This window comes from Shimia sp. MIT910701 (genome assembly GCF_047126315.1).
Classification (GTDB): Bacteria; Pseudomonadota; Alphaproteobacteria; order Rhodobacterales; family Rhodobacteraceae; genus Shimia.
This window is the reverse complement of sequence record NZ_CP138953.1, coordinates 3422828-3449455: the sequence shown is the minus strand read 5'-3', so window position 1 is coordinate 3449455 and position 26628 is coordinate 3422828. Positions and strand designations below refer to the sequence as shown.

The 26628-nt window shown below is 56.9% G+C and carries 23 protein-coding genes, 2 tRNA genes and 2 pseudogenes; 14 read left to right on the top strand and 13 right to left on the bottom strand.

Annotation, left to right across the window (positions count from 1 at the left end; genetic code table 11):
• Positions 1 to 60 precede the first annotated feature (60 nt).
• From SIB38_RS16785 to SIB38_RS16765, 5 genes are all read left to right on the top strand, one after another.
• Positions 61 to 134, top strand: a tRNA-Gly gene (locus SIB38_RS16785).
• A 158-nt stretch (positions 135 to 292) separates the two neighbouring features.
• On the top strand, positions 293 to 2086 hold the full coding sequence (locus tag SIB38_RS16780) for an ABC transporter transmembrane domain-containing protein (protein ID WP_412550654.1): 1794 nt from the start codon (positions 293 to 295) through the stop codon (positions 2084 to 2086).
• A gap of 240 nt (positions 2087 to 2326) precedes the next feature.
• The gene (locus SIB38_RS16775) at positions 2327 to 4225 is read left to right on the top strand and encodes an acyl-CoA synthetase (RefSeq protein WP_294118495.1); all 1899 of its coding nucleotides are present in this window, start codon (positions 2327 to 2329) and stop codon (positions 4223 to 4225) included.
• Positions 4226 to 4416: 191 nt separating this feature from the next.
• Entirely contained in the window at positions 4417 to 5907 is a 1491-nt protein-coding gene (gene glpK, locus SIB38_RS16770; protein WP_412550653.1) for a glycerol kinase GlpK, read from the top strand.
• 9 nt (positions 5908 to 5916) lie between these two features.
• On the top strand, positions 5917 to 6453 hold the full coding sequence (locus SIB38_RS16765) for an alkylphosphonate utilization protein (protein ID WP_294118498.1): 537 nt from the start codon (positions 5917 to 5919) through the stop codon (positions 6451 to 6453).
• A 12-nt stretch (positions 6454 to 6465) separates the two neighbouring features.
• Here SIB38_RS16765 and dtd read toward each other — a convergent pair whose 3' ends face one another.
• The 3 genes from dtd to metF all read right to left on the bottom strand — a co-directional run bounded on the left by dtd (position 6466) and on the right by metF (position 8442).
• The gene (gene dtd, locus SIB38_RS16760) at positions 6466 to 6900 is read right to left on the bottom strand and encodes a D-aminoacyl-tRNA deacylase (protein WP_412550652.1); all 435 of its coding nucleotides are present in this window, start codon (positions 6898 to 6900) and stop codon (positions 6466 to 6468) included.
• A 108-nt stretch (positions 6901 to 7008) separates the two neighbouring features.
• Positions 7009 to 7503: a PaaI family thioesterase gene (locus SIB38_RS16755; RefSeq protein WP_294118501.1), complete on the bottom strand. Its 495-nt coding sequence runs from the start codon at positions 7501 to 7503 to the stop codon at positions 7009 to 7011.
• A gap of 72 nt (positions 7504 to 7575) precedes the next feature.
• The gene (gene metF, locus SIB38_RS16750; protein ID WP_412550651.1) at positions 7576 to 8442 is read right to left on the bottom strand and encodes a methylenetetrahydrofolate reductase [NAD(P)H]; all 867 of its coding nucleotides are present in this window, start codon (positions 8440 to 8442) and stop codon (positions 7576 to 7578) included.
• A 98-nt stretch (positions 8443 to 8540) separates the two neighbouring features.
• On the opposite strand from metF, the gene SIB38_RS16745 reads away from it, so the two are divergent.
• Both SIB38_RS16745 and SIB38_RS16740 read left to right on the top strand, forming a co-directional pair.
• Positions 8541 to 9446: a LysR family transcriptional regulator gene (locus SIB38_RS16745; protein WP_294118513.1), complete on the top strand. Its 906-nt coding sequence runs from the start codon at positions 8541 to 8543 to the stop codon at positions 9444 to 9446.
• A 160-nt stretch (positions 9447 to 9606) separates the two neighbouring features.
• Positions 9607 to 10641, top strand: coding sequence for a Hint domain-containing protein (locus SIB38_RS16740; RefSeq protein ID WP_294118504.1), 1035 nt, complete (start codon positions 9607 to 9609; stop codon positions 10639 to 10641).
• 137 nt (positions 10642 to 10778) lie between these two features.
• On the opposite strand, the gene SIB38_RS16735 is transcribed toward SIB38_RS16740, so the two are convergent.
• Positions 10779 to 11819, bottom strand: a complete 1041-nt coding sequence (locus tag SIB38_RS16735; protein WP_412550650.1) for an NADP-dependent oxidoreductase — start codon at positions 11817 to 11819, stop codon at positions 10779 to 10781.
• Between the two features lie 183 nt (positions 11820 to 12002).
• On the opposite strand from SIB38_RS16735, the gene SIB38_RS16730 reads away from it, so the two are divergent.
• Positions 12003 to 12794 carry an inositol monophosphatase family protein gene (locus SIB38_RS16730; RefSeq protein WP_294118507.1) on the top strand — a complete coding sequence of 264 codons (792 nt, stop codon included), beginning with the start codon at positions 12003 to 12005 and terminating at the stop codon, positions 12792 to 12794.
• 62 nt (positions 12795 to 12856) lie between these two features.
• On the opposite strand, the gene SIB38_RS16725 is transcribed toward SIB38_RS16730, so the two are convergent.
• The 3 genes from SIB38_RS16725 to putA are packed head-to-tail and all read right to left on the bottom strand — an operon-like array spanning position 12857 to position 17464.
• Positions 12857 to 13225 (bottom strand): GFA family protein, encoded by a 369-nt coding sequence (locus SIB38_RS16725; protein ID WP_294118508.1) that lies wholly within the window; start codon positions 13223 to 13225, stop codon positions 12857 to 12859.
• Positions 13222 to 13971 (bottom strand): rhomboid family intramembrane serine protease, encoded by a 750-nt coding sequence (locus SIB38_RS16720; protein ID WP_294118509.1) that lies wholly within the window; start codon positions 13969 to 13971, stop codon positions 13222 to 13224. The genes SIB38_RS16725 and SIB38_RS16720 overlap by 4 nt, the downstream gene beginning before the upstream one ends.
• A gap of 31 nt (positions 13972 to 14002) precedes the next feature.
• Complete coding sequence (gene putA / locus SIB38_RS16715) at positions 14003 to 17464, bottom strand: bifunctional proline dehydrogenase/L-glutamate gamma-semialdehyde dehydrogenase PutA (protein ID WP_412552060.1); 3462 nt, start codon at positions 17462 to 17464, stop codon at positions 14003 to 14005.
• 66 nt (positions 17465 to 17530) lie between these two features.
• Here putA and SIB38_RS16710 point away from each other — a divergent pair, with 66 nt between their 5' ends.
• The 3 genes from SIB38_RS16710 to SIB38_RS16700 all read left to right on the top strand — a co-directional run bounded on the left by SIB38_RS16710 (position 17531) and on the right by SIB38_RS16700 (position 18752).
• Positions 17531 to 18004 (top strand): Lrp/AsnC family transcriptional regulator, encoded by a 474-nt coding sequence (locus tag SIB38_RS16710; RefSeq protein WP_294118517.1) that lies wholly within the window; start codon positions 17531 to 17533, stop codon positions 18002 to 18004.
• A gap of 36 nt (positions 18005 to 18040) precedes the next feature.
• Complete coding sequence (locus SIB38_RS16705; protein ID WP_294118510.1) at positions 18041 to 18595, top strand: tetratricopeptide repeat protein; 555 nt, start codon at positions 18041 to 18043, stop codon at positions 18593 to 18595.
• A 69-nt stretch (positions 18596 to 18664) separates the two neighbouring features.
• Positions 18665 to 18752, top strand: a tRNA-Leu gene (locus tag SIB38_RS16700).
• Positions 18753 to 18865: 113 nt separating this feature from the next.
• Here SIB38_RS16700 and SIB38_RS16695 read toward each other — a convergent pair.
• The 3 genes from SIB38_RS16695 to SIB38_RS16685 all read right to left on the bottom strand — a co-directional run bounded on the left by SIB38_RS16695 (position 18866) and on the right by SIB38_RS16685 (position 21905).
• A complete protein-coding gene (locus SIB38_RS16695) occupies positions 18866 to 20062 on the bottom strand; it encodes a hypothetical protein (RefSeq protein ID WP_412550649.1) in 1197 nt (398 codons plus the stop codon).
• Positions 20052 to 20300 carry a hypothetical protein gene (locus tag SIB38_RS16690; RefSeq protein WP_412550648.1) on the bottom strand — a complete coding sequence of 83 codons (249 nt, stop codon included), beginning with the start codon at positions 20298 to 20300 and terminating at the stop codon, positions 20052 to 20054. The genes SIB38_RS16695 and SIB38_RS16690 overlap by 11 nt, the downstream gene beginning before the upstream one ends.
• A 262-nt stretch (positions 20301 to 20562) precedes the next feature.
• Positions 20563 to 21905 (bottom strand): IS3 family transposase gene (locus SIB38_RS16685; RefSeq protein WP_412550264.1). Its coding sequence is split into 2 segments (ribosomal slippage): positions 20563 to 21578 and positions 21578 to 21905, totalling 1344 coding nucleotides; the frame shifts between segments, so codons are not numbered across the junction.
• Positions 21906 to 22133: 228 nt separating this feature from the next.
• On the opposite strand from SIB38_RS16685, the gene SIB38_RS16680 reads away from it, so the two are divergent.
• The 3 genes and pseudogenes from SIB38_RS16680 to SIB38_RS16670 all read left to right on the top strand — a co-directional run.
• Positions 22134 to 22817, top strand: coding sequence for a lysozyme (locus tag SIB38_RS16680; protein WP_412550647.1), 684 nt, complete (start codon positions 22134 to 22136; stop codon positions 22815 to 22817).
• Positions 22817 to 23044: a hypothetical protein gene (locus tag SIB38_RS16675; protein WP_412550646.1), complete on the top strand. Its 228-nt coding sequence runs from the start codon at positions 22817 to 22819 to the stop codon at positions 23042 to 23044. The genes SIB38_RS16680 and SIB38_RS16675 overlap by 1 nt, the downstream gene beginning before the upstream one ends.
• Before the next feature lie 371 nt (positions 23045 to 23415).
• A pseudogene (locus SIB38_RS16670) lies at positions 23416 to 23622 on the top strand (transposase); the annotation flags it as partial.
• Between the two features lie 859 nt (positions 23623 to 24481).
• Here the strand turns inward: SIB38_RS16670 and SIB38_RS16665 are convergent.
• From SIB38_RS16665 to SIB38_RS16655, 3 genes and pseudogenes are all read right to left on the bottom strand, one after another.
• Positions 24482 to 25150, bottom strand: a complete 669-nt coding sequence (locus SIB38_RS16665; RefSeq protein WP_412550645.1) for an imm11 family protein — start codon at positions 25148 to 25150, stop codon at positions 24482 to 24484.
• 272 nt (positions 25151 to 25422) lie between these two features.
• Positions 25423 to 25656, bottom strand: a pseudogene (locus tag SIB38_RS16660) (transposase); the annotation flags it as partial.
• A 128-nt stretch (positions 25657 to 25784) separates the two neighbouring features.
• Positions 25785 to 26456: a hypothetical protein gene (locus SIB38_RS16655; RefSeq protein WP_412550644.1), complete on the bottom strand. Its 672-nt coding sequence runs from the start codon at positions 26454 to 26456 to the stop codon at positions 25785 to 25787.
• Positions 26457 to 26628: the final 172 nt, after the last annotated feature.

Sequence of the window (26628 nt, the reverse complement as noted above, 5' to 3'; positions counted from 1 at the left end):
GAAACGTCTTGAACCCACTTGACCTCCCCGAGAGGCTGAAATACATCAAGCAAACCTCGGGCGGGTATGGTGAAATGGTATCATAAGAGCCTTCCAAGCTTAAGGTGCGGGTTCGATTCCCGCTACCCGCTCCAAGGTCAAACTTCCTGACAATTCAACGTTCTGGCCCCCACCTTTTTCTGGGGTGCTATGCCATGTCGCAGGTCTGCCTGGTCCTTATGCATATCTGACGCCTTGACCCGCCCGCGCGCTGCGTCCACTAACGGCTAACACCAAAGCCAAGGACCCGAAGATGGCCAGACAACCGCAACAAGCAAACGCGGAACTCGACCGTGAGAAAAGCAAAAACATCGGCGCGCTGCGTGGATTGCGCCCGTTTTTGGCGCCTTACCGGTTGCTTGTTGTGCTGGCGCTTTGTGCATTGACGCTGACTGCCTCTGTGTCCTTGATGCTGCCGGTGGCTGTGCGCCGCGTGGTCGACAATTTTGGCACTGAAAGCGACGCGCTTCTGGACAAGTATTTTCTCGCCGCCTTGGGTTTTGCTGCTTTGCTCGCCGTGGGCACGGCGCTGCGCTATTTGCTGGTGACCCGCCTTGGCGAATTGGTTGTCACAGACATCCGCAAAGCTGTCTTTGCGCGTGTGATCAACATGAGCCCTGCGTTTTTTGAGAACTTGATGACCGGCGAAGTGCTCAGCCGCATCACCACCGATACCACCGTGATCCAATCCGTGATTGGCTCGTCGATCTCCATCGCGTTGCGCAATGTCATGTTGTTCATCGGGGGGCTGGTTCTGATGCTGTTTACCTCCACCAAACTGACCCTGATGGTGCTGCTGGTTGTGCCAATGGTGATTGTGCCGATCATGGTTCTGGGCCGTCGCTTGCGCAAACTCAGCCGCGAAAACCAAGATTGGATTGCCGAAAGCTCTGGCAATGCGTCCGAAGCGTTGTTGTCGGTGCAAACCGTGCAGGCCTTCACCCATGAGCCGCAATCTCGCACGAACTTCAACCGTGTGACCGACCTGTCGCTGAGCGCGGCTATGCGCCGGATCAACACCCGTGCGCTGCTCACCATGATCGTGATTTTTCTGATTTTCACCGGCGTTGTGGTTGTGCTGTGGATGGGCGCGCGCGACGTGCGCGCTGGTGGCATGAGTGTCGGCGTACTGGTGCAGTTTGTGATCTATTCGGTGATGGTGGCCGGGGCCGTAGGGGCTCTGTCCGAAATTTGGAGCGAGCTGCAACGCGCCGCCGGGGCAACCGAACGGCTGGTGGAATTGCTGCATGCCGAGGACACCGTAAATGACCCGGCCCAGCCCAAGGCGCTGAGCGAACCGGTCAAAGGCGAAATCACCTTTGAAGACGTGTCGTTCCAATATCCGTCGCGTCCGAATATTTCTGCGCTGGATAACGTGACCCTGACCATTCAACCCGGCGAGACGGTTGCGCTGGTGGGGCCATCCGGCGCTGGCAAAACCACGATCATCCAGATGATCCAACGCTTCTATGACCCGTCCAAGGGGCAGGTGAAGCTCGACGGCATGGCACTTGAAGCCATGCAGCGCGATGACTTCCGCCAGCACATGGCGCTGGTGCCGCAAGATCCGGTAATCTTTGCCGACAGCGCGCGTGAAAACATCCGCTTTGGCCGTCTGGACGCCACCGATGCCGAGGTAGAAGCCGCCGCTAAAGCCGCCGCGGCGCATGAGTTCATCACCGCGCTGCCTGAAGGCTACGACAGCCCGCTCGGCGAACGCGGCGTGATGCTGTCTGGGGGACAGAAACAACGGATCGCCATCGCCCGCGCCATCCTGCGCGACGCGCCGGTTCTGCTCTTGGATGAGGCCACTTCGGCGCTGGATGCGGAAAGCGAACGTCTGGTGCAGGCGGCAGTGGATGAACTGGCCGAGAGTCGCACCACCATCATCGTGGCCCACCGTTTGGCCACCGTGAAAAAAGCCGACCGCATCATCGTGATGGAGGAGGGCCGTATCGTGGCCCAAGGCCGCCATGATGACCTGGTCGCCGAAGGCGGGCTCTACGCCAAACTGGCACGCCTTCAATTCACCGCTGGCGCTGCCTAAATCTGTAGGGTCGCGCCGCATTAAAGCGCGCGCGACCGCAGGCTGATTTTGAGGTGGACTGCATTCCTTTTACGGTTAATCTGACGTAACGTTTCAGGTCCGCTTGACCTTAGGTTCGGCTGGCCTTGAACGGGGCGCAGGGTGTTTTTGGGATCATCTTGACGGAACGCGTCCAACGTGGGCTGGACTGGCGGAGGTCCGGCGGATTGGGGCAAGCAACCCAAGGGGGGAGAATAGACTATGAGCTTTGAATCTTTGGCAGACCTGAAAGCCATCGAGAACGAAAAACCGTGGGATCAGCGGGACAACCCCACCACGGTCTATGAGATGTTGACCAACACCAAGGACAAGTTTCCAAACCGTCCGGCGGTCAGCTATCAGATCTTCTCTGGCCCCAAAGACAAAGCCGAAACCGTCACCTGGTCAGAGCTGCATGCCAAGACCACCCAAGCGGCCAATATGTTCCGCGATCTGGGTGTGGGCGAAAAAGACACCGTGGCCTATGTGCTGCCGAACTGTAACGAGACCATGTATGCGCTGCTCGGTGGCATGGTTGCGGGCATTGTGAACCCGATCAACCCGCTGCTAGAACCGGAACAAATCTCTGCCATCCTGCGCGAAACCGACGCCAAAGTGGTGGTGACCCTCAAAGGCTTCCCCAAAACCGACGTGGCCCAAAAAGTGGCCGAGGCCGTGCGCCACGCGCCGCATGTGCACACGGTGCTGGAAATCGATTTGGTCAAATACCTGACCCCGCCAAAGTCCTGGATCGTGCCACTGATCCGGCCCAAAGTCTCCGGCCCGCAACACGCGGACTTCAAAGACTTCAACAAGGAACTGGCGAAGTACCCAACCACGCTGCAGTTTGCCGACAGCGAGGCTGACCGTGTAGGAGCTTACTTCCACACCGGTGGCACCACCGGCATGCCAAAAGTGGCACAGCACCTCTATTCCGGCATGATCTACAACGGCTGGCTTGGCGACCGTTTGCTCTTCACCGAAGAAGACAACATCATGTGCCCGCTGCCGCTGTTTCATGTCTTTGCCGTGCACGTCATCATGCAGGCGGCGATCAAATCCGGCGCCCATGTGGTCTTCCCAACCCCAGCAGGCTATCGCGGCGACGGCGTGTTTGATAACTTCTGGAAGCTGATCGAACGCTGGAAAATCTCCTTCATCATCACCGTGCCAACCGCCGTGTCCGCGCTGATGCAGCGTCCTGTGGATGCGGATATTTCCTCCGTGAAAACCGCTTTCTCCGGCTCCGCGCCGATGCCAATGGAGCTGTTCAAACGCTTTGAAAGCACCTGTGGTGTGGATATTGTCGAAGGCTACGGCCTGACCGAGGCGACCTGTCTGGTGTCTTGTAACCCGCCCTCGGGGGCCAAGAAAGTTGGCTCGGTTGGCCTGCCGTTCCCCTATACTGATGTGCGTATCATTAAGAACACGCCGGACGGGCCTATGGAATGTGCGGCCGATGAAGTGGGCGAAATCTGCGTTGTCAACCCCGGCGTTTACGCAGGCAACACCTACACGGAAGCGGATAAAAACGTTGATCTGTTCCACTACGGCACCCACCTGCGGACCGGCGACCTCGGTCGTCTGGACGAGGACGGCTATCTCTGGATCACCGGTCGTGCCAAAGATCTGATCATCCGTGGCGGTCACAACATCGACCCGGCGGAGATCGAAGAGGCGCTGCTGGCGCACCATGATGTGGCTTTTGCCGGTGCCATCGGTCAGCCGGACAGCCACTCCGGTGAGGTGCCTTGCGTTTATGTCGAGCTGGTGGACGGCGCGACTGTGACCGTTGAAGATCTGATGAGCCACGCCAAAGTGCACGTGCACGAGCGCGCCGCGCATCCGAAGTACGTGGAGATCATGCCAGAGCTGCCCAAAACCGCTGTGGGCAAAATCTTCAAACCGGACCTGCGCAAAGCGGCCATCACTCGGATCTATAATGCCGCCCTTGAGAAAGAAGGCGTGCCAGCGCGGGTCGACTTTGTCCTGGACGACAAGAAGCGTGGTCTGGTGGCGCAGTTGAAGAAATCCGGCGACGCCACAGACGAAGAAGTTGGCAAGGTGCTTGGCGATTTTGTCCGCCCATGGGAATGGGCCAGCGACGAATCGGCAGCCTGATCCGGCACGAAGGGGAGGGGGCCAGCCCCCTCGTCACCGCAGGGCGGTGCCTTCACCCCGGGGATATTTCGGGAATGAGAAGATATCTACGAAAAAAATAGTAGGGCGCGGCGTCAAGCGGCGCCCTTCCTGATTGCGGTAACAGTTTTGCGCGCCTACTGTGCCAGCAACAGAGTTCAGGGAGGGGACCGATGACCCATATTCTCGCCATTGATCAGGGCACCACATCCAGCCGCGCAATTGTGTTTGACGGAGACATCCGTCCCATTGCCAGCGCACAGCTGGAGTTTGAACAGCACTTCCCGCAGTCGGGCTGGGTGGAGCATGATCCGGCGGACATCTGGGTCACCACGGTGGAAACCTGTTCCGGCGCGCTGGCGCGGGCCAAGCTCTCGGCCAAGGACATCGACGCCATCGGCATCACCAACCAGCGCGAAACCACGCTGGTGTGGAACAAGACAACCGGCGAGCCGGTGCACAACGCCATTGTCTGGCAGGACCGCCGCACCGCCGCGATTTGCGAAGAGCTGAAGGCAGGCGGTCATGCGGAGATGGTGCAGGCCACCACCGGCTTGTTGCTGGATCCCTATTTTTCCGGCACCAAGATCAAGTGGATCTTGGACAACGTCGAAGGCGCGCGGGCGGCGGCTGAGGCGGGTGATCTGCTGTTTGGCACCGTGGATTGCTACCTGATCTGGAAGCTGACCGGCGGCAAGGTGCATGCCACTGACGCCACCAACGCGGCCCGCACCCTGATTTATGACATCCACACCGGTGTCTGGAGCAAAGACATCTGTGCGCTGCTTGGCATTCCGATGTCGATGCTGCCAGAGGTCAAAGACTGTGCCGCCGACTTTGGCGAAACCGATGCCGATCTGTTTGGCGCGGCCATCCCCATTCGCGGTGTGGCAGGTGACCAGCAGGCGGCGACTATTGGGCAGGCCTGTTTTGAGGCAGGCATGCTGAAATCCACCTACGGCACCGGCTGCTTTGCGCTTCTGAACACAGGTGACACGCCGGTGACCTCGCAAAATCGCCTGCTGACCACCATCGCCTATCAGCTCGATGGCAAGCCGACCTATGCACTGGAAGGTGCCATCTTCATCGCTGGGGCAGTGGTGCAATGGCTGCGCGACGGGCTGGGCATCATCAACGATGCCTCTGAAACGGCCGCGTTGGCCGATGCCGCAGACCCGGGTCAAGAATTGATCCTTGTGCCCGCTTTTGTGGGTCTTGGTGCGCCGTATTGGAACCCGGAGGCCCGCGGCGCGGTCTTTGGATTGACCCGAGGCTCTGGCCCCAAGGAGTTCTCCCGTGCGGCGCTCGAGAGCGTGGGCTTCCAGACCCGCGACCTGCTTGAAGCGATGCAGGCCGATTTTGACTTCACCGGCGACACGGTGCTGCGGGTGGACGGCGGCATGATTGCTTCCGATTGGGCGATGCAGTTCCTGTCGGACATTCTGGGCGCTCCGGTGGATCGGCCTGTGGTTGCCGAAAGCACTGCCAAAGGCGCGGCCTGGCTCGCGGGCATGCAGATTGGGGCCTATCCGGACATGGCAGGTTTTGCCGCCACCTGGGAGAAAGAGAGCCAGTTCACGCCAAAGCAGGATGACAGCTGGCGCGAAGGGCGTTATGCGGGCTGGCAAAAGGCCATCAACGCCACGCTGGCGATGACCGAGTAACCTCTCTAGATGGAACGCGCCTTGACCACGTCTTGTGCTCTTTGTGATGCCACAGCCACGGTTTCCCCTGTGGCGGTGGTACCGCTGGAAACCTCTGTCGACTTGTGCGCGGTCTGCGCCACGGGAGTCGTGGACGGTCCGCAGGATGGGCCATTTTGGCAATACTTACATGAGGCGATTTGGAGCTCGGATCCCGCGGTGCAAGTGCTGGCCTGGCGCCTGCTCAAAGGCTTGCCTGAGTCGCCCTGGGCGCGCGATTTGCTTGATATGGCCTATCTCGCACCGGATGTGTTGGCCTGGGCGGAAGCTGGGTTTGTCACTGCGGAAGAGGCGCTCGTGCATCGCGACAGCAACGGTGCGGTGCTTGCATCAGGTGACACTGTGGTGCTGATCAAAGACTTACCGGTGAAAGGCGCGGGATTTACCGCTAAACGTGGCACCGCTGTACGCAACATCTCTCTGGTGATGGACAATCCTGCACAGATCGAAGGCCGCGTGGACAATCAGCGGATTGTGATCCTGACCAAGTTTGTGAAGAAGAGTTGAGGCCGGTCGGCCTCAAACGTCCATCCAGATGGTGACCGGCCCGTCATTGGTCAGCGAGACTTTCATGTCGGCGCCAAACTCCCCGGTCTGCACCGGCACAACCTCGCCAAGCTTCTGCGTAAACAGCTCATAAAGCCGTTTGCCGTCCTCCGGTGCGGCGGCGGAGGAAAATCCTGGCCGGTTGCCGCTGCGGGTGTCCGCTGCCAGTGTAAACTGGCTGATCACCAGCGCACTGCCGCCTATATCGGCCACAGACATGTTCATCTTGCCGTTTTCATCGTGAAAAATCCGGCACTTGGCCACTTTGGCGGCAAGCTTCTCTACCTGCGCCTCGGTGTCGCCCTGCATCGCACAGACCAGCACCATCAATCCTGGCCCACATTGGCCAATCACCGCGCCATCGACACGCACCTGCGCCTCACTCACCCGTTGCAACAAAGCCCGCATGTCACCCTCCAAGTTTTGCGCGACCCTGCGACAGGCACGCAACCGGTGCAACCCCGCATTCTCATTCCACAAATATCTCTGCTGGCCCGAGGGCAGAGCCCTCCTATGCTACGGCTTCGGGCCATTCATCACGATGCAGGTGGTCGATCCGGTGGCGTACAGCTTGCCGTCTTCAACCCCGCGCACTTCGCCCACGGAAATACCCGTCGAGCGTCCCACATGCTGCACTGTGCCCACCGCATGCACGGTCATGCCAACCGGGATCGGGCGCAGTATGTTGATCTTATATTCCAGCGTTGTGTAGATCTGTCCGGGTTTCAACATGGTCTGCACCGCACAGGCCATACAGCTGTCCAAAATGGTTCCGTACCAACCGCCATGCACAGTCCCAATTGGGTTCATCGTGGAAAACTCCGGTGCACCTTCAAAGGTCACGGTACCCTCGTCCGCCACAATCGGTTTGAAACCCAACGTCTGCCCAATAGGAGGCCCCGCCAATTCGCCGTTGATGATCGCGCGCATAAACTCCAGGCCGCTCATCGACAGGATTGTGTCCATCGAAGCCAGTTGCTCAACAGATGTGGCGTAGTGATGTGCGCTCATAGAAACGGCCTCCTTTGACACCGCAAAGAAGGCCGCAAATTTGTCTGCGCCTCAAGAGGGGCTGGGCGGCTGTTACGCTACGTTTTCCAGTTTCACCGCCGGGGTCACACCCAAAGCGTGGCACACATCGCGGGTCAACTCAGGCCTGTTCAGCGTGTAGAAATGCAGGCTGTCCACGCCCTCATCCAACAACTCAGAGCACATTTCTGTGCAAACAGCCGTCGCCAACAAGTCTTCGCGATTGTCACGCTCTGCCTTTTCAAAGGCGTCGATCAGCCAGGCCGGGACAGAGGTGCCACAGCGCTCGGTAAATTTGCGCACGCCTTTCCAGTTCTCAATCGGCAGCACCCCGGGCAGGATCGGTGCGTCGATGCCAGCCTTGGCGCAGGCATCGCGGAAGCGCAGGAAGGTGTCTGCCTCAAAGAAGAACTGTGTGATCGCTTCATTTGCACCCGCGTCAATCTTGCGTTTCAGCCATTCCACATCGGCCTGCATGTCCGCCGCTTCCGGGTGCTTCTCCGGATAGGCGCCCACGCGGATAGTGAACTTGCCGGTGCCCGCCAGCGCCTCAATCAATTCGACGGAATTGGCAAAGCCCTCAGGGTGCGGCACAAACCCGGTGCTGCCTTTTGGCGGATCGCCACGCAGTGCCACCAGCTCAGACACACCGGCCGCCGCAAAACCTTCGGCAATTTCCAGCGTTTCCGCTTTGGAAGCATTCACACAGGTCAAATGCGCCGCCATATTCAGGCCGGAGGATTTGTGCAGGGTCGCGACTGCCTCTCGGGTCAGGTCACGTGTGGTGCCGCCAGCGCCGTAAGTCACGGAAACAAAACGTGGATTTAGGGGTGCAAGAGATTGCACGGTGTCCCAAAGCCGGAAAGACGCCTCCAGATTCTGCGGCGGGAAAAATTCAAAAGAAACTTGAGGCGTGGTCATAACGGACATCCTGTGACTTGCTGTTGTCCTCATGTCCCACACATGTCATCTTTACGCAAATTCATAATTCTCAAGAAAGTCATGAGTCCGATATGAAGATGCACATTGAATTCCGCCACCTGCGCACCGTGCGCGCGGTGCATGAATGTGGCGGTCTGGCCCGTGCTGCCGATCAGCTCAACATCACGCAATCGGCTTTGTCCCACCAGATCAAAGGTTTGGAAGAACAGGCTGGCGTAGAGCTGTTTGTGCGCCGCTCAAAGCCGATGAAGCTGTCCTCCGCAGGGTTGCGTCTTTTGCGCCTCGCCAATCAGGTGTTGCCGGAGGTCGAAAAACTTGAAGCGGAATTTAACGGTTTGCGCGACGGCAGTTCTGGCCGCCTGCACATCGCCATTGAATGCCACGCCTGTTTTGAATGGCTGTTCCCGGTGCTGGAGCAATTCCGCAAAAACTGGCCAGACGTGGATGTGGACATTCGCCCCGGTCTGGCTTTTGACGCCATGCCCGCGCTGCAGAAAGAAGAGGTCGATCTGGTGGTCAGTTCCGACCCGGAAAACTTGCCCAATGTGTCGTTCAGCCATTTGTTTGACTATGCACCGGTGTTTGTGGCGTCCGCTTCGCACCCTTTGGCGCAGAAAGCCTTTGTTGAAGCCGAGGATTTTCGTGGCGAGACCCTTATCACCTATCCGGTGGAGCGCTCGCGTCTGGATGTGTTTTCGCAGCTGCTCACCCCGGCCAAAGTGGAACCGGGGGCCGTGCGGCAAGCGGAGCTCACCGCCGTGATCCTCCTGCTGGTGGCCTCCAACCGAGGGGTGTCGGTGCTGCCGGATTGGGTGGTGCGCGAGGTGAAGTATTCCTCGGATTATGTGACCCGCCCGATCACCGACAAAGGGCTTACGCGCGCGCTATTTGCGGCCACGCGCACTGAGGATCTGGACAAGCCTTACATGAAGGATTTGATTCAATTGGCGGGCGAAGAAGCGCGCCGATTGCAATCTGCATAAACCATACGGTGAGACTTTTCTGGTATTTCTCCCCCTGAACAATCTGGGCCGTCACGTCCATGTTGTTGTGTAACGGTTCATCAGTTTAGGGGGTGGAGTATCTCCCAGCGCGCATTTGATCCCTGCCAGGGTCGCGGCGCGGGCGGCTCCAGATTTGTCTATGCCGACTACGTTTAATGCAATCTCTGTTGGTCAACTGGCTGACATCGACACCATCGAAGGCAACACCCGTGCCGAAAACGCTGCCGCTTTGGAAGGTCTGACCTTTGGTGGGCCGGGCAATCCTTTGGTGAATGATTTTGTCGAGATTTCACCCTTTGGCAATGTCGGCTCGGTTTACGACATGGACAACAGTCCAAACGACCGCTTCACGGTCGATGGCGGCAGCCCGCAGACCTTTGACGGCACGGCGGTTTACAATGCCACAATCACCTATGTGGACGGCACAACCGCCACCTATACCGCCGTGCTGTTTCAGGACACCAACGGCAACGCCTATCTTGCGCCGGAGTTTTCCAACAACGCGGATCAGGCGGCCCTGGAAGCGGGCCCAATCCAATCGATCAGCCTCGATAGCCTGCTGGGCAACCGCTATTCCGGCCTGACTTCAAATCGTGAGGAATGGGATTTTGTGCCCTGCTTTGTGGAAGGCACCAAGATCATCACGCAGAAAGGCGAACGTCCGGTGGAAGAGCTTGAACCCGGCGACATGATCCTGACCATGGACCATGGCTTCCAACCTCTGCGTTGGATCGGCCGTCGCACCGTGCCCGCACGTGGGTCTCTTGCGCCCATCCGTTTTGCACCGGGCGCGCTTGGCAATGACTTGCCGCTGATGGTGTCACCGCAACACCGCATGATGCTGCGTGGCTGGCGGATCGAGGTGAACTTTGGCGAAAGCGAAGTGCTGGTCCCAGCGCAGGCGCTGATCAATGGCGACACCGTGGTGCAGGTTGAGGGCGGCGACGTTACCTATCTGCACCTGCTGTTTGATTGCCACGAAATCATCTACGGCGGCGGCATTCCCAGCGAAAGCTTCATGCCGGGCGAGCAGGGGCTCTCTTCCATGGCGCAGGCGGTGCAGGATGAAATCTACGAGTTGTTCCCGGAGCTGCTGAGCGAAGGCTTACATGTCTACGGAGAAGATGCCCGCCCGTCGTTGAAAGCACGTGAGGCGCGGTTGCTGGTGCATTAACGCGCCGCGCCTTGTGTTTACGCAGGGCAGAGGCACAAAACCCCCACCTCCGCGAAACAGTCGTGATACCGACACAATACCGACGTGGTTTTTGGCAGATGCCAATCCTTAACCGCCGCCGTTGCGCCGAAATCAAATCAGATCAGTTTTACCAGCTGTTTGCCTTTGTTTCCGCCCCTTAACAGGGAGCGGAAGGCCGCAGGCGCATTTTCCAACCCTTCGGCAATATCTTCACCATAGGCAATCTCTCCGGCGGCCAGTTTTGGCCCGACGTCGCGCAGGAAATCGCCATAGCGGTCATAGTGGTTGGAGATGATAAAGCCGTTTACCGACAGTTGGTTAACCAGAATTGTGCGCCACAGCCGGGGGCCGGTCAGGCTCTCCATCGCCGCATCCGCGCCAAGCCCACCTGCGTTGTACCAGGCGATCATGCCACATAGCGGAATACGTCCGCCGACATTCATCAGCGGCAGCACCGCATCCAACAGCTTACCGCCGACATTTTCGAAATAAATATCAATGCCTTGCGGACACTCCGCCGCCACCGCCTTGCGCAAGTCGCTTGCCGTCTCAAAGGCCTTGTGATCGATACAGGCATCAAAGCCGTAAGTCTCTGTTGCCTTTGCACATTTCTCTGCTCCGCCGGCGATGCCAACCACGCGCAGCCCCATGGATTTGGCGATTTGCCCCACCATGGACCCAACCGGCCCCGTTGCCGCCCCCACAACCAGCGTTTCGCCTTCTTTGGGTTTGCCCAATTCGGTCAACCCGTACCAGCCGGTAAAGCCGGGCATCCCCATCACACCAAGCGCGGTGGTGATCGGGGCCAAGTTAGGGTTAAGCTTTTGCATTTCATGGCCTTTTGCCACGCCATGGGTTGCCCAGCCAAACATGCCAAGGGCAAAATCGCCGGGCGCAAAGTCTTTATGGTTAGATGCTATCACCTCGCCCACAGCGCCGCCGCCCATGGTCTCGCCAATCTGCACTGCGGCGGAGTAGGACTTCGCATCATCCATCCGCCCACGCATATAAGGATCAAGCGACATGTAGTGCACACGCACCAGCACTTCGTCCTCGCCAATCTCAGGCACATCCACTGTTTCTAAACGGAAATTTTCATCTTGCGGTTCACCTGTCGGGCGGTTGGCCAGCACCATGCGCTGCATCTGTTCTGTCATTTGGGCATCCTCCAAAGCTTTGACGTCAGCTTGGTCGGCGCACCGCCTTCTGGCAAGGGGTGGCGGTTTTTAACCAGTTTTTGTGACGCGGCGTTTCCTAACCGGCGCAATAGGCCCTATAAGGCCTTGGCAAAAAGGGATTACGGGCGTATACGCGCGCTCTGTGTCAAAAGGAGCCGTGCCATGCCGGGCAGCGCAAATCTGAACATCATGATGAAGGCCGCTCGCAAAGCGGGCCGGTCGCTGGTCAAAGACTTCCGTGAAGTTGAAAACCTCCAGGTCTCGACCAAAGGGGCAGGCGACTTTGTCAGCCGCGCAGACATTGCTGCTGAGGAAATCCTGAAAGAAGAGTTGCTGGGCGCGCGTCCAACCTATGGCTGGATCGCAGAAGAAGGTGGCGAGATTGCGGGCAAAGATCCGACCCGCCGCTGGATTGTTGATCCGCTGGATGGCACCACCAACTTCCTGCACGGTCTGCCCCACTGGTCGATCTCTATCGCTCTGGAACATAAGGGTGAAATCGTTGCGGGTGTGGTGTTTGACGCCGCCAAGGACGAGATGTTCTATGCCGAAAAAGGCGAGGGCGCCTGGCTGAATGACAGTCTGCGGATGCGTGTGTCTGGCCGTCACCGCATGATCGAGTCGATCTTTGCCACTGGCCTGCCTTATGCCGGTCGTGCCGACCTGCCAGAAACCCTGCAGGACCTCGCGCGGATTTTGCCAGCCACCGCTGGTGTACGCCGCTTTGGCGCTGCCTCTCTGGACCTCGCCTATGTGGCTGCAGGCCGCTATGAGGGCTTCTGGGAGCGCAAGCTGCAACCATGGGACGTGGCCGCAGGCTTGCTGATTGCGAAAGAGGCTGGCGCATTGGTTGAGCCAATGAACCCGGAAGGCAACATTCTGGAAGATGGCGAGATGATCGTGGCCAACGAGCCGATCTTTTCCACCTTCGCAAAAGTCATCCGCAACGGGTAACGTACGCAGCCCTTACGCGGCTTTTGTATCTCTGTGACATTGTGAAACCTGGCCTAATTGGGTCAGGTTTTTTTGTCTGACGGATGATTGACGCCATCGACCCAGCCAAAAGGTGCAAAATCGCTGGGATTTACGCCCTCCAGCGCGCCAATGTTGACGCCGTAGACGTCCGGGCGTGAGCGGCGCTGGTGATGCGTGTAGATGCCACAATTGCGGCAGAAGTAGTGTTTCGCGGTCCCCGTGCCCCAGGTGTACAGCGTCAGGCATTCATGGCCTTTTACGATTGTCAGATCGGAGAGCTTCACATCTACATTTGGCACCATGCGACGGCGGCAAAAGGAACAGTCACAGAGCATGGCTTCGCTTGGGTCTTGTGCGAGAGTGACGCGCAGTTCCACAGAGCCGCAGTGGCAGGTAAGTTTCTGACTCATCGACGTTTTCTCCTCACACGGGGCACGGAACTTTGGCTCAGTTTATACTTGGCTTCAGGGTGCGGTGGATGGCCATGGGTCCGTTGCCAATAGCTAGTGCCGCCGCGCTTTAACCACGCAGGGATCGCCAGAACGGCCCCGACCACAAAACCACCCGCATGGGCCCAATGCGCAACCCCGCCGCCGGCAGTGTCCACCGCCACGCCATTGAACACCTGCAGGGCAAACCAGACGCCCAACATGACCCAGGCAGGGATGGTGAAGATGCGGAAAATGATGATCAATATCAGCAGGATATCGACCTTCGCTTTGGGGAAGAGCAAAAGGTAACCGCCCATCACCCCGGCGATGGCGCCGGAGGCACCGACCATCGGAATTTGGCTGTCCGGATCGGCGGCAATCTGGGCAAAGTCCGCGCCAAGGCCCGACAAGAGATAGAAGACCAAAAAGCCAAAATGGCCCATCTCGTCTTCGAGGTTGTCGCCAAAAATCCACAAAAACAGCATGTTGCCCAGCAGGTGCATCCAACCTCCATGCAGGAACATGGATGTCACAAGCCCATGCAATTGGCGGCCTTCGGTGACTTCGCCAGGCAGCAAGGCCCAGTCCTGAAAGAGCTGGGCCAGCCGGAAATTGTCCCCCATAATCGGCTGATAACTCAGGAAGATCCCGACATTCAGGAGGATCAGCGCATAGACGACATAGGGCGTGCGTCCGGAAGGGTTGTGGTCGCGTATTGGAAACATGCGGCCAAGCTGCGGGGATTTGCGCGGAAGGTCAACTGCTCCCGCTCAAAAGCGCCGCGTTGCCACCTGCCGCTGTGGTGTCCACACAGACATGCCGTTCGCCCAACACCCGTGCCGCATCTGGTCGTCCGGTGATCAGGGGCAGGATCGGCCCATCACGCCGTGCCAAGGCCTGGTCGTAGGATCGTGCTTGATCTGTGTCTCCCCACCAAAGTACACCTGCGAACCCTTGTAGCGTGGTGAGTGCATCTTCCGGGAGTTTTCCTGCGCACACAACAGCTTGCCCACCAAGGCTCCGCACAATTTCAGCCTGCTCCTTGGCTGTTGCCTCACCAGGTCCCATGCAGAGCAGCGGCTCTCGCGCATAGCTGGTCAGGCGGTTGGATTCACCGGTCGGCCCTGGCAGGGAAATGGTTGTGCCTTGGGTGCTTGCCGCTCTGTTGGCCTTGTCCAATTCCACCTGTGCCACGTCGGCTGGCATGATGCCGTCCCATACGCCTGATTGTTCAGTTGGTACCGCAGCAAACCGCGCGAGGTAGTGCGGGCCACCTGCTTTGGGGCCGGTGCCAGAAAGCCCTTCGCCGCCAAAGGGTTGCGAGCCAACAATCGCGCCAATCTGGTTGCGGTTCACATAGATATTGCCCGCTTTCACCCGATCGGCGACATGTTGTACACGGTCGTCAATCCGGGTCTGGAGACCAAAGGTCAGCCCATAGCCGGTGGCATTGATCGCATCGATCACTGTGTCCAGTTCATTGGATTTGAAGGTGGCGACATGCAGAACTGGACCAAAGATTTCCCGCTCCAGATCGGCAATGCCGTTCACCTTGATCAAGGTTGGCGCAATGAAAGTGCCGGTTTGTGGTGTGGGCAATTGGAATAGCACGCGGCCTTCTGATTGGGCGTAAGCAATATGGTCGGCAATGCCGCGCCGCGCAGTCTCGTCAATCACCGGGCCGCTGTCGGTGGACAGCAGCCACGGATCGCCCAGCGAGAGTTCCTTCATTGCGCCGGTCAGCATCTCAAGCAGGTTTTCGGCAATGTCTTCCTGCACATAGAGACAACGCAGGGCCGAGCAGCGCTGGCCTGCGGATTGGAAGGCGCTTTCAACAATGGCCGTCACTGCTTGTTCGGGCAGGGCTGTGCTGTCGACAATCATGGCGTTCAGACCGCCGGTTTCGGCAATCAGCGGCGCACCTGGGGCCATGTTGTCTGCCATTGTAGCGCGGATGCGTAACGCGGTCGCAGTGGAGCCGGTGAAGGCCACGCCGTTGACGCGGGGATCGGAGGTGAGCGCAGCCCCAACGGTGGCACCGGAGCCCGGAAGGAGTTGCAGCGCATCACGCGGTACGCCAGCCTCATGCAGCAGCTTGACAGCCTCAAAAGCGATCAATGGGGTTTGATCTGCAGGCTTGGCGAGCACAGCATTGCCCGCAGCCAGTGCGGCGGCCACCTGGCCGGAGAAGATCGCCAGTGGGAAGTTCCACGGAGAGATGCAAGTAAAGACACCCGCCGCTGGCGCACTAGGCGCGTTGGCGCCGTAATATCGCAAGAAATCAACGGCTTCGCGCAGTTCTGCGACTGCGTCGTTAGGCGTTTTGCCGGCCTCGCGCGCCAGCAGGGCAAAGAGCGCGCCATAGTTTGCCTCATAGAGATCAGCGGCTTTGGACAATACGGCGCCACGTTTCTCAGGGGATGTGCTCCAAGGCTTGGCCGCGCTAAAGGCGCTTTCCACATCTGCCGCACTCGCATGTGCCACGGTGCCGGGGCTGTCCGTTGGCAGGAACGGGTTGTCTACGGGGTGCGTTGCCTCGGGCGCAGGATCGTTCGCCAACAACGGAGCGGCGTTCCATTGCGTGTTGCGGAACAGCGCGCGCGCCGTGTCCAATGCATCCAGCGTTGGTTTGTCGGTCAGATCGAACCCCTTGGAGTTCACCCGCTCCGGTTCAAACAGTTCCGGCCCACGTGGCAGCTGGCCTTCGGTGGATTGCACCTGATCAAAGGGGTCGCTGGCGACGGTTTCAGCGGGAACCTCTTCGTCGACGATTTGGTTCACAAACGAAGAGTTTGCGCCATTTTCAAGCAGCCGCCGCACGAGATATGCCAACAGATCACGGTGCGCGCCAACGGGTGCATAAATCCGGCAACGGGTGCCTTGGTCGTTCAGCACAATGTCGTGCAGCGCTTCGCCCATGCCATGCAAGCGTTGGAATTCAAAGGCAGATTTGTCTTCCGCCATATGAAGAATTGCCGCCACTGTGTGGGCGTTGTGAGTGGCAAACTGCGGATAGATGCGGTCTGTCATGCCAAGCAGCTTGCGGGCGTTGGCAATATAGGACACGTCGGTGGCGGCTTTGTTGGTGAAGACCGGGAAGCCGTCAATGCCTTCGACCTGCGCGCGTTTGACTTCGGTGTCCCAATAGGCGCCTTTCACAAGACGCACCATGATTTTGCGGTCCAGTTTTGTGGACAACTCGTAGAGGTAGTCCAGCGTCGCGCCAGCGCGCTTGCCATAGGCCTGCACCACAACGCCAAAGCCGTCCCAACCGGCCAGGGCAGGCTCGCTGAGCACGGTTTCAATCACATCCATCGAGATCGCCAGGCGTTCGGCCTCTTCGGCGTCGATGTTAAGGCCCATCCCGGCGGATTTTGCCAGCAACGCGAGGGACCGAAGACGGGGGACCAACTCTTCCATGACCCGCTCTTTCTGCGCAACCTCATAGCGTGGGTGCAGGGCGGAGAGCTTTACCGAGATTCCGGGATTGTCGCGCGTGTCCGCATGGGTACAGGCTGAGGCAATGGCTGTGATCGCGCGGGAGTAGGCGAGGTGGTAACGCATGGCGTCGGCGTCGGTTTTGGCCGCTTCACCAAGCATGTCGTAGGAGTAGGTATAGCCCTTTTTCTCCATACCTTCCGCACGTTTCATAGCGGAGGTGATGGACTCGCCCAGTACAAATTGACGCCCCATTTCTTTCATCGCACGCCCGACAGCGGTGCGGATCACCGGCTCTCCAAGACGTTTGACCGCGCCGCGCAACGTGCCGATCAGACCAGTATTTTGGTCGTCCATCACTTTGCCGGTCAGCAGTAGCGCCCATGTGGACGCGTTCACCAGAGAGGAGGTGGATTGGCCAAGGTGCTTGCCCCAGTCGGAGGGGGCAATTTTATCTTCGATCAGCGCGTCGATGGTGTCTGCGTCCGGCACCCGCAAAAGCGCTTCGGCCAGGCACATCAGCGCCACGCCTTCGTCGGTGGAGAGGCCGTACTCCGCCAGAAAGACTTCCATCATGCCGGGGCTGGTCTCTTCGCGGATTTCGCGCACAAGGGAGGCGCCTTTGGCACAAATGGCTTTGCGGTCCGCGCTACTCAGGCCGCTTGCCGTCTTCAAGTCCTCCACCAAGGGGGCTTCTTTGCGGTAAGTGCTGGTGTCGATCAGATCGCGCGCTGGGCTCATGGTGGTCTCCTGTTCTTTGCTCCAGTATACCTTTGCAATTGCGGGCCATTTGACTGATTATTGGCGCATTGACCGCTATTGTGGCTAAAATTTGGGGTGCAGTCTGTGCAAAACGATAAGTTTGATCTGGATCGGTATGATCGGTCGATTCTGGATGTTCTGGCGCGGGACGGTCGGATTTCGATTACCGATCTGGCGAAGGAAATTGGCCTCTCCAAAAGCCCAACACAGGCGCGGTTGCGGCGGTTGGAGAGCGAAGGGGTGATCACCGGTTACCGTGCGTTGCTGGATCCTATCCGACTTGGATTGGATCATGTGGCCTTTGTGGAGGTGAAGCTGTCTGAAACCCGCGAGAAGGCGCTGCAGGCGTTTAATGCCGCGGTGGCAGAAGTTCCCGAGATTGAACAAGCGCATATGATTGCCAGCCATTTTGACTATTTACTAAAGGTCAGAACCACCAATATGGCCGCTTATCGTCATGTTCTTGGAGAGAAAATCTCCGCGCTGCCCTATGTTGCGAGCACGTCGACTTACGTTGCCATGCAGGCGGTGAAAGAAACCGGCCTCGCGGAGATGTGACTTTGTTGGTTAGGCTCCGGCGTGTCAGCATGAGGCATGAAACCCGTTCTTGTTCTTCTGTTTTCTGCCAGTTCTGCGTTCGCTGCTGAGTGCCCGCAACCGCCGGACCATTCCGATGCGGTTGATGCTTTGATTGCGCAGGTGCAAGTGGCGGACAACCAAGCTACCGCGCAGGAGCTTTCCAATGACATGTGGGCGTTCTGGGCAGATGCGCCGGACGAAACCGCGCAGGAAATCCTCGACCGGGGAATGCAAAAACGGTCGTCGTGGGACCTGTTGGGCGCGCGCGAAGATTTTGACCGGCTGGTGAGCTACTGTCCGGACTACGCGGAAGGGTACAATCAGCGGGCGTTTGTGAACTTCCTACGGCAAGATTTTGAAGCCGCTTTGCCGGATTTGGATCGCGCGATAGAGCTGTCTCCACGCCACGTGGCTGCGCTATCCGGCAAGGCGTTGACCCTTATTGGGCTGGGGCGTGAGGCGGAGGCGCAGGATGCTTTGGCTGCTGCTCTGGAATTGAATCCTTGGCTGCCAGAGCGCAGTTTGTACAAGCCGCCCCCAGTGAAAGAAGCGCCGGGCGAAAAGCTCTAGTCTTCGGCACTTTACACCAGACGCAAAGCGGCTATTGTCGCGCCGCTGACCTTGGTTGGCGTGTTGGTTGCCCGCGTGGTGGAATGGTAGACACAGGAGACTTAAAATCTCTAGGCCGATTATGGCCGTACCGGTTCGAGTCCGGTCGCGGGTACCACCTTGATTTTAAATTAAAAAGTTTTCTCGACTGGCCTTGGAGTCTCTAGGAGTGTTAGCTGCGTGTTAGTCGGGCGTTAGTCAGCTGTTAGCTAACAGGTTCTTTTTTGGTTCTCAGGGCTTCTTGTTGCGCAGCGCCACAACCTTATTCGCTGTCTCTGAGCGACCGCGTGCATAGCGGTTTGTCGTAGACAATTGCGTGTGTTGTGCCGCGTCTCTCAGCTCCATTGGCTCCACCAAAGCTTTGGCTTCGGTAACGCCGCCCGACCTGGCATCTGCGATCCGGAGGTCGTCGGGAAGTTTCACCGCGCGCAGCGCTTTTTTGAAGTGTCGACTGAAGTAGCCGTTTTTTGGGGGATGTCCGTTTTCAAATTTGATGATCGGACCAATCCGCTGAGCTGCCGGAGCTTGCATCAGGCGCCGACGAATATCCGGCACGTTTGTCAGATCAAATACGTAAGGTTCAGGCTGTTTGTTTGCGGTCTTGTTGATCAGCTTTGTCAATGTTGTGACGTCGTCGCTAACCATTTCCCAGGTCAGCCCCTTAACCCACATCTGCCCGCCGTCCTGGATGCCGCCCTGGCGCCCCTCTGCTGGCTCCCAATCGCCATAGACGTCGACGCCGCGGAGCATGAATTCAAACCGTAGCAGCGTGGCCAATGCGGTCAGATCGTCGCCATCCGCATCCAGCTTCGAAACGATGAGAGAGATTTGATCTCGGGTGAGGTACTTTGTCCGGTGCGCCGGCTGATCGATGCGCATCTCGCTCCGGATCTCTTTGATGCGCCGGCAATCGGCCAGGCCCAGCCGAACCCCGTGGGAGAGAGCCAAACCCCAGTGCCGGAACCAGCGGTGAATGTAGTCTTTGGATCTACCGTTATCCTGCATGGCTTTGATCCAGCGCATCATGCGCGGATAATCAGTTTCCGAGATTTTCACCCGGCCGATGCCCTCTTCGATGTTGGCCAGCGCCTTGCGGTAGCTTTGGCGAGTTGACACGCCAACACTATGAAACGGGCTGAACTCGTCGGTCATATAGCGGGTGATGAGCCAGCCCCATGTATCTTCTTCCTTGCCGGCGGTTTCCCCTTCATACCAACGCACCATCTCGCGCGTGTATTCTCGGCACTTGCGAGCCCGCTCGACATCCTGGTCATCGCCGACCCTGCCGGGCAGGGGGTATGTCTGGCTTGAGTAGCCGGCTGCGATCGCCTTTTTGGTTGGCGTCCACTTGTAGCTATTCCTGACTTTGATTTTTCCGGGGGCATAGAGGGGCTCTGAATCGTCCCATAAGCTTTGTCTATAACGCATTTAGGTTTTCTCGGTTGTCTCTGTTCAACCGCTCGCTGGCCGCGCCATGAACTCTTGCGTTCCTTTTGCGCGCCCATTCCTCAACGGCCTCACGATGCGTTTTTCCAATCGCGGGGTCAACTTTGGGGAAACCGAATTGTTGCTCTAGCTTGTCCCGGTTGGCTTTCAGCCATTCGATTGCGTGGCCCAACATGCGGGCCAGCTCGCGATCGGAAACGTATAGAGACTGCGCCGGCATAGATCACTCCATCCGATCGATGTTTTTCAGACATGTCTGACGTCAGCACCTATGGGTCCAATTAGGGTGATTTGATAAGGGAGAGTTTCTGGCTCATCGTAACCACTAAGGAGTGGAAGATGAGAAAGACTACGAAGAGCCCTGGCGAGAAGATCGTTAAAGATATCAAGCGCGCCACCCGTAAACAGTGTCCGTCGTCAAAGTTTTTGGAACCAAAAGCGGCGTGAACTAAGAGAGTGTTCGGCTCATCGGGTCGGTTTGATTATGCTGCGCGTTGACTGTGATGCAAGCGTCGCGCTTCGAATGTCTTCCGTTTGATCCTTTCTCGTTGTTCCAGAATGGCTTGGTCACGTCCGAAGTAGACATCGGCTGGTGTGACGTTTTTCAGGCTCTCGTGATATCGCTGGTGATTGTAATGATCGACGAAGGCTTCGATTTGGTCTTCGAGATCGCCGGGCAGGAAATAGTTTTCCAGCAAGATCCGGTTCTTCAAAGTTTGATGCCAACGCTCGATCTTGCCCTGCGTCTGGGGATGATACGGCGCTCCACGTGAATGTTTCATGCCTTTGTCCTGCAGCCACTCAGCCAGGTCACCCGAGACATAACTGGAGCCGTTGTCGCTGAGTAGGCGCGGTTTGTGGACAACGTGGACCTGATCGCACCCTGACGCCTGCAAAGCCAAGTCCAGCGTGTCAGTCACATCCTCCGCCCGCATGGTCGTGCAGAGCTTCCACGAGATGATGTAGCGGCTGTAATCGTCCAGGATTGTGCTGAGATAGAACCAGCCCCACCCCAGAACCTTGAGATAGGTAAAGTCGGTCTGCCAAAGCTGGTTGATGGCCGTTGTCTTATGCTCGAACTCATTCGCGGCTTTCAGCACGATGAATGCTGGGCTGGTGATCAGGTCATGTGCCTTGAGCGTGCGATACACTGTGGATTCCGATACAAAGTACCGTTCTTGGTCTGTGAAGGTCACCGCCAACTCGCGGGGTGACAGCTCTGTCTCTTTCAAGGCGAAGCTGACGACCTTGCGCTTCACCTCGTCTGGAACGCGGTTCCAAACGTGTTTGGGCTTGGGAGACTGATCCTCAAGACCAGCCTCCCCGCGCTGCAGGTATCGGTCGTACCAACGGTAGAATGTGGTGCGAGGGATACCCAGTTTGGCCAATGTACGACGCGCTGACAGATGGCTTTCTTCAACCAACCGGATGATCTCCAGCTTCTCGGATGCGGCATACCTCATTCGTGGTCGCCCCCATCGCCTGTCATGCTTTTTTTGAGAAGACGCAGTTCCAATGTTTGCTCCGCGACAACCTCCTTGAGATCCTTTGCTTCGCGGCGCAGTTCTTTCACCTCGTCAGTGTTTGCGGCACGCGCTGTATCGCCCGCCAGCCGCTTCTTACCGGCCTCCATGAAGTCCTTCGACCATTTGTAGTAAACGCCTTGAGAAATCCCCTCGCGGCGACACAGTTCAGCTATGCTGTCCTCGCCACGAAGACCATCAAGGACGATACGGATCTTCTCTTCCGCCGAATACTGTTTACGGGTGGCGCGCTTGATATCTTTAACGATCTTCTCGCCAGGGCTCTTCGTAGTCTTTCTCATCTTCCACTCCTTAGTGGTTACGATGAGCCAGAAACTCTCCCTTATCAAATCACCCTAATTGGACCCATAGGTGCTGACGTCAGACACTGGAGACAAAGCAAACAGGCTTCCTTGTTGGATAAAATCAGAGCCTTCTAGGAGCTTTCCTCGAAGGTCGTTCCATGCTGGCGCATCTCGCCACCAACCTCAACCCACCCGCCTCTGGCGGGTTTTTTTATGGAGAAACACATGAACATAAACCAAGCCACCTTAGACCTGGTGAAGCGCTTTGAAGGTCTTGAGCTGACTGCGTATCTCGATCCGGTTGGCGTGCTCACTATTGGATACGGCTACACCAACAGGGCGGGCTTTGGTCCTGGCGTGTCTGTGGGTGAAACGTGGACCAAGCCCTTTGCGGAGCAAATGCTGTGGGAGGGGCTTGAACGTTTTGCGGATCAAATCAGACCCATGTTCCGTCGCGCGCCAAATGACAATGAGTTCGGTGCGATGCTGTCTCTCGCGTACAACATTGGCGTTGGGGCGTTCAGCCGATCTACCTGCCTGCGCCGCTTCAACGCGGGGGATATTGAGGGCGCTGCCGAGGCGCTGACATGGTTCAACAAGGCTGGCGGCAAGGTCTTGCGCGGGCTTACCCGCCGCCGTGCGGCCGAGCGCGAACTGTTTCTTACGGATGCTGCAATCCTTGAAGCAACACCCAAGGCAGACGCGGAGCGCAGTTCACCGGCTCAGTCCACAACGATCCGCGCGGTTGCTGGTACTGCGGCGGCGGGGGCAGGGGGTGTTCTAACCGCATTGGGCAAGCTGGACCCTTTGGCTCAGTATATCCTCTTGGGCTTTTCTGCTGTTGCGCTGATCGGGCTGGGCTGGATTGCGCGCGAGCGGCTTCGCAAATGGGCAGGAGGGGCGCGGTGATGCTGCGCTTCCTACCCTCCAAGGCGGCAGTATGGGCCGCACTCAGCGCGTTTGTGGTCGTCTTGCTTGCATGGCTTCGCATCGATGCGAAGAACGATCAGAGGCGCAAAACAGAAGCCCTGCGGAACAAAGCCCGCCTTGATGCCATCCAAAGGAAACAGGAGATAGATCGAGATGTGGAGACGCAAGACGATACCGCTCTTATTGACCGCCTCACTCGTAACTAGCGCCTGCTCTCAATCTCCCGCTGGAGATTTCTGCGATATTGCCGAGCCTATCCGGTTTGAGCGCGAGGTCGCTTCGGTGGTTGTGACAGGAGATCGCGACACCGCCGAAACGATCGATGCCCAGAACCGCTATGGGGAACGGCACTGCGGATGGTGAAGGGTTGGGCGATAGCGCCCCTCTAGTTTAAAGTTACGCCCGGTTTGGGGGCAGGCGGTGCGCGAACACCGCCCACCATGCAGCTTACTTCCCAAAGCGTCAGTAGTCTGCTCGCCTGCGTCCTGCTCCTTGATCATCTGGATGATCTATACTTCGGTGAATTTCGTCTTCATATATTCGTCCTTAAGTTGGGCGGACTATACAGAAAACTAGAGAAGGGATACGTGCTTGCATCCCTGGTCGAAAGCGGCGCAAAAAGACTGTAAAGTACGATAAGCGCCGCTACAAACGACGCAACCAGATCGAAATCATGTTCGGCAGGTTGAAGGATTGGCGGCGTGTCGCAACTCGATACGACAGATGCCCGAAGGTCTTCCTGTCCGCCATCGCCCTCGTAGCTCTCGTTATTTACTGGCTATGAGTTCTGACCCTAGGGGAAGTCGAAGTTTTAATAGGGATTTCCCAAGGTGTTTACTGAAACAATTCCCGTCATTTTAACCTCCTTGGTCAAGGCTATCAGTAGCTCGTTGAGCGGTTTCAGCATTCAATATGTCTGGACAGACTCGCGCGAACTTTTGGTAGAATGGGTCGGGTCCGACACGCGCGCCGAAAAGTCGATCTACGAAAATTAGATGTTCAACCGGCTTTGAGCAGAAAGTACGGATCTTGCACGAATAGGAAAATTTTCTTGAGAAAACAGAAGGGGTTGAAGTTGCAGAGCATTGGAGCGTTTTTAGGCTGTCCAAGTATTGATGATCTGCAATTTCCATATATTGCGTTTTAAAAAACTCTTGCGCTGACCGATCTGGCGAAGGGTAGCACCACAACCAAAGAAAACAAAGAGCTAGTGCAGAAAACACAATCGTCAATAGTCTCATAGCGCGGTCTGGTGCTGAAAATTTTAGTGTCCCGTTCGGGGTTACGATAACGAAGAAAATTTGTCACGATCAATTCTGAGGAGATCAAAAAAACACTGCTCGCCTCTTGCATCCTAGCCAGCCGTTTGAATTTGGGTGGCTTAGGCCCTCATCTCAGGAGACAAAAAAAACAAGTTGGAACTGTGCGAGCACTACCTTGTCACGTGCAGCCAGAACGCTCTAGACCGCCATTCTGGTCACCGCCTGATATTAAGTTTCTACCTCCGCTTAGTCGTCATCATAGGTTTGAATGCAAGGGACAAAAGTGGCGCGAAATCACACAACCTTCCAGCGTCTGAATGCAGCAAGTGACGCAATGGAGAGTGCTTCACCCAAACACCAAAATACTTGGGAAATATCGGCTTATTGATCTCGCGCCACCAACTTACATGCACGCCAGCCAAAACAGCGCAGGCTTAGGTCGGCCTGTCGCAGCGCTGTGCGGAGCCGGTCTGAGAAAAAGAGTCGACTCTTCATCTGGGGGTCGATCCAGACGTCAACATCGGGAATGCACGCTTCATCCAAGGCAAGAAACTTCCCCTTTTCGGGAAACATATCCCATGTGGTACCGTGACCAAGTAAGTCCAGTATGCCCTTTGATTTTTCGGGCACCAGTGCCCTCACGGCGTTGCGAACATCCCAAATATAGAGGTCATCGGGGCGCTGTGTTACTTGGTCAAACTCATAGAGCTTAATTGGGTAAAAAGACGTGTCGCCAAGGTCGAACCGCTCCAAGACCGCCTTCATATGTCCAGACACGATTGGAATGCCCAAATGCACCGTAAATGCATCGGGAAGGTTATCGCGTTTTTTTCTTGGCACATCTTTGTAGCGCCAGGAAGAAAACAGCGGTAACACCGCAGTATCCAGTGCGCCTCGGCCCAAACTAAAAAAATTGCGCTGAAACTCCACATAGACTTTTGACCAATCTAAGGTTTCCGGCTCATAATCCGTCGGCAATTGAAGGAAGATACTTCTCACGTTACGGGAGTCATATAGCAGCAGCGACTCCCAGATCTTTGGTTGCGCCATCATTTCCTCCGAGATATCTTAGCGGATATTTCCCAAGTAACTTTGTGTTGCAACGAGCTTGCGCGTTTTCGGGGGCGTTTTCAACTCTAGCGATGGTGTCGGCCTTAAAATCACTGCCTTTCGGGGTCCGGGGCGTTTTGTCGGGGCATTTCGTGGATTTTGGGCCCATTTGGGCAGCGTCAAGACGCAACTATCGAGCCGCTTTTGTTCGGTTTTCTTTGATTGAGCCGTCAAGCAGGCCTCGGTGGTGGCTTGATGTTGCGGATGGCGGTGATGATTTGCCCAAACAGCGCGCCACTCAGGGTATGGACACCATTCTTACCTTTGCGGGTATCCCTAAGAAATCGAACCGTTTTGTCGAAAAGGCCAAGGGCGTCATCAAGCTCCCGGTAGAGCAGCAGACCGCCATCCGAACTGATCTTGGAGCCGTGGAATTCCAGCCGTACGCGCGCGTCAAAATTCAGCCGAAAATCGCTCTCAGAACCCGCACCCATTGGGTGTGCCATTTTCAAACCCTCCAGAACGAATTAACGTGCTGAAATATAAAATGAAAATGCGATAATGCGAAGCTAAATCACGCAGTTACTTGGGAAATGCGGGATCTTGCACCTGGCCGGAATCCATCTCTGGCATGTCAGTTCATGTGTGCAAAGATCAAATCGATACTTCCGAGCGTGTTCTGAATCTCTTCAATTAGTTCCTTTACCAGTTCCGGCGGAATTTTGGCGAAGTCTTCCCTGCGTGCATCAGAGCAATCGTTTTCGAAGATCCAGCTCCGAAATTTGTAATACTGATTGTAGATGGAGATAATTTGCCGAACTTCGTCTTGTTTAAGGTACGAAATCTGTCCCACTAATCCTTGATAAACTGTATCTCTATCAGGCATTGCGAAAGGGTACTCTGTTTTGCCCACAGCCTCTTCGTCCATTTCTGGTGGCGATGCAGTCGCATTGGAGGTCTCTGTTTCATCCACTACCGTCCAGTTTGGGTTCAGAAATAGCCTCGCTTGATGGAGTTCATCTCGAAGGAAGTCTTGAATTGAGAGCACTTCGGCGAACATTGCGTCGCGTATTGACTGGCGACGTTCAGTAAGCTCACGTTCAGCGTTTTTGTCGTTCAACTCAGTTGCATGTTTTAGCTGCCGGGTCACGCGTCTACCGCTAAATGCGATTGTTAGAAGAACGCCCGTTAGGGCCAATGTCCCACCAACTAGCGTTTGATATTCCTTTGGAGATGCAAGCATCCCGTCCCATATTTTGCCGACTAGCAGGATGGCTTCCTGTCCGAAGTTATAAATTGCACTCAACACTTAAAAGACCTTGGCTTGCCGTGGTTTCTCAACAGCATAGTTATCAAACCAGTTAGTCACAATCTTTGGATGTATCGATTGCTTCGCTAGCCAGCGAGACAGTCTGGTTATTCACCAGGCCTTCTAGCGCCTATCTCTCCCCCGAAAATACACGAGTTACCCTAACTTC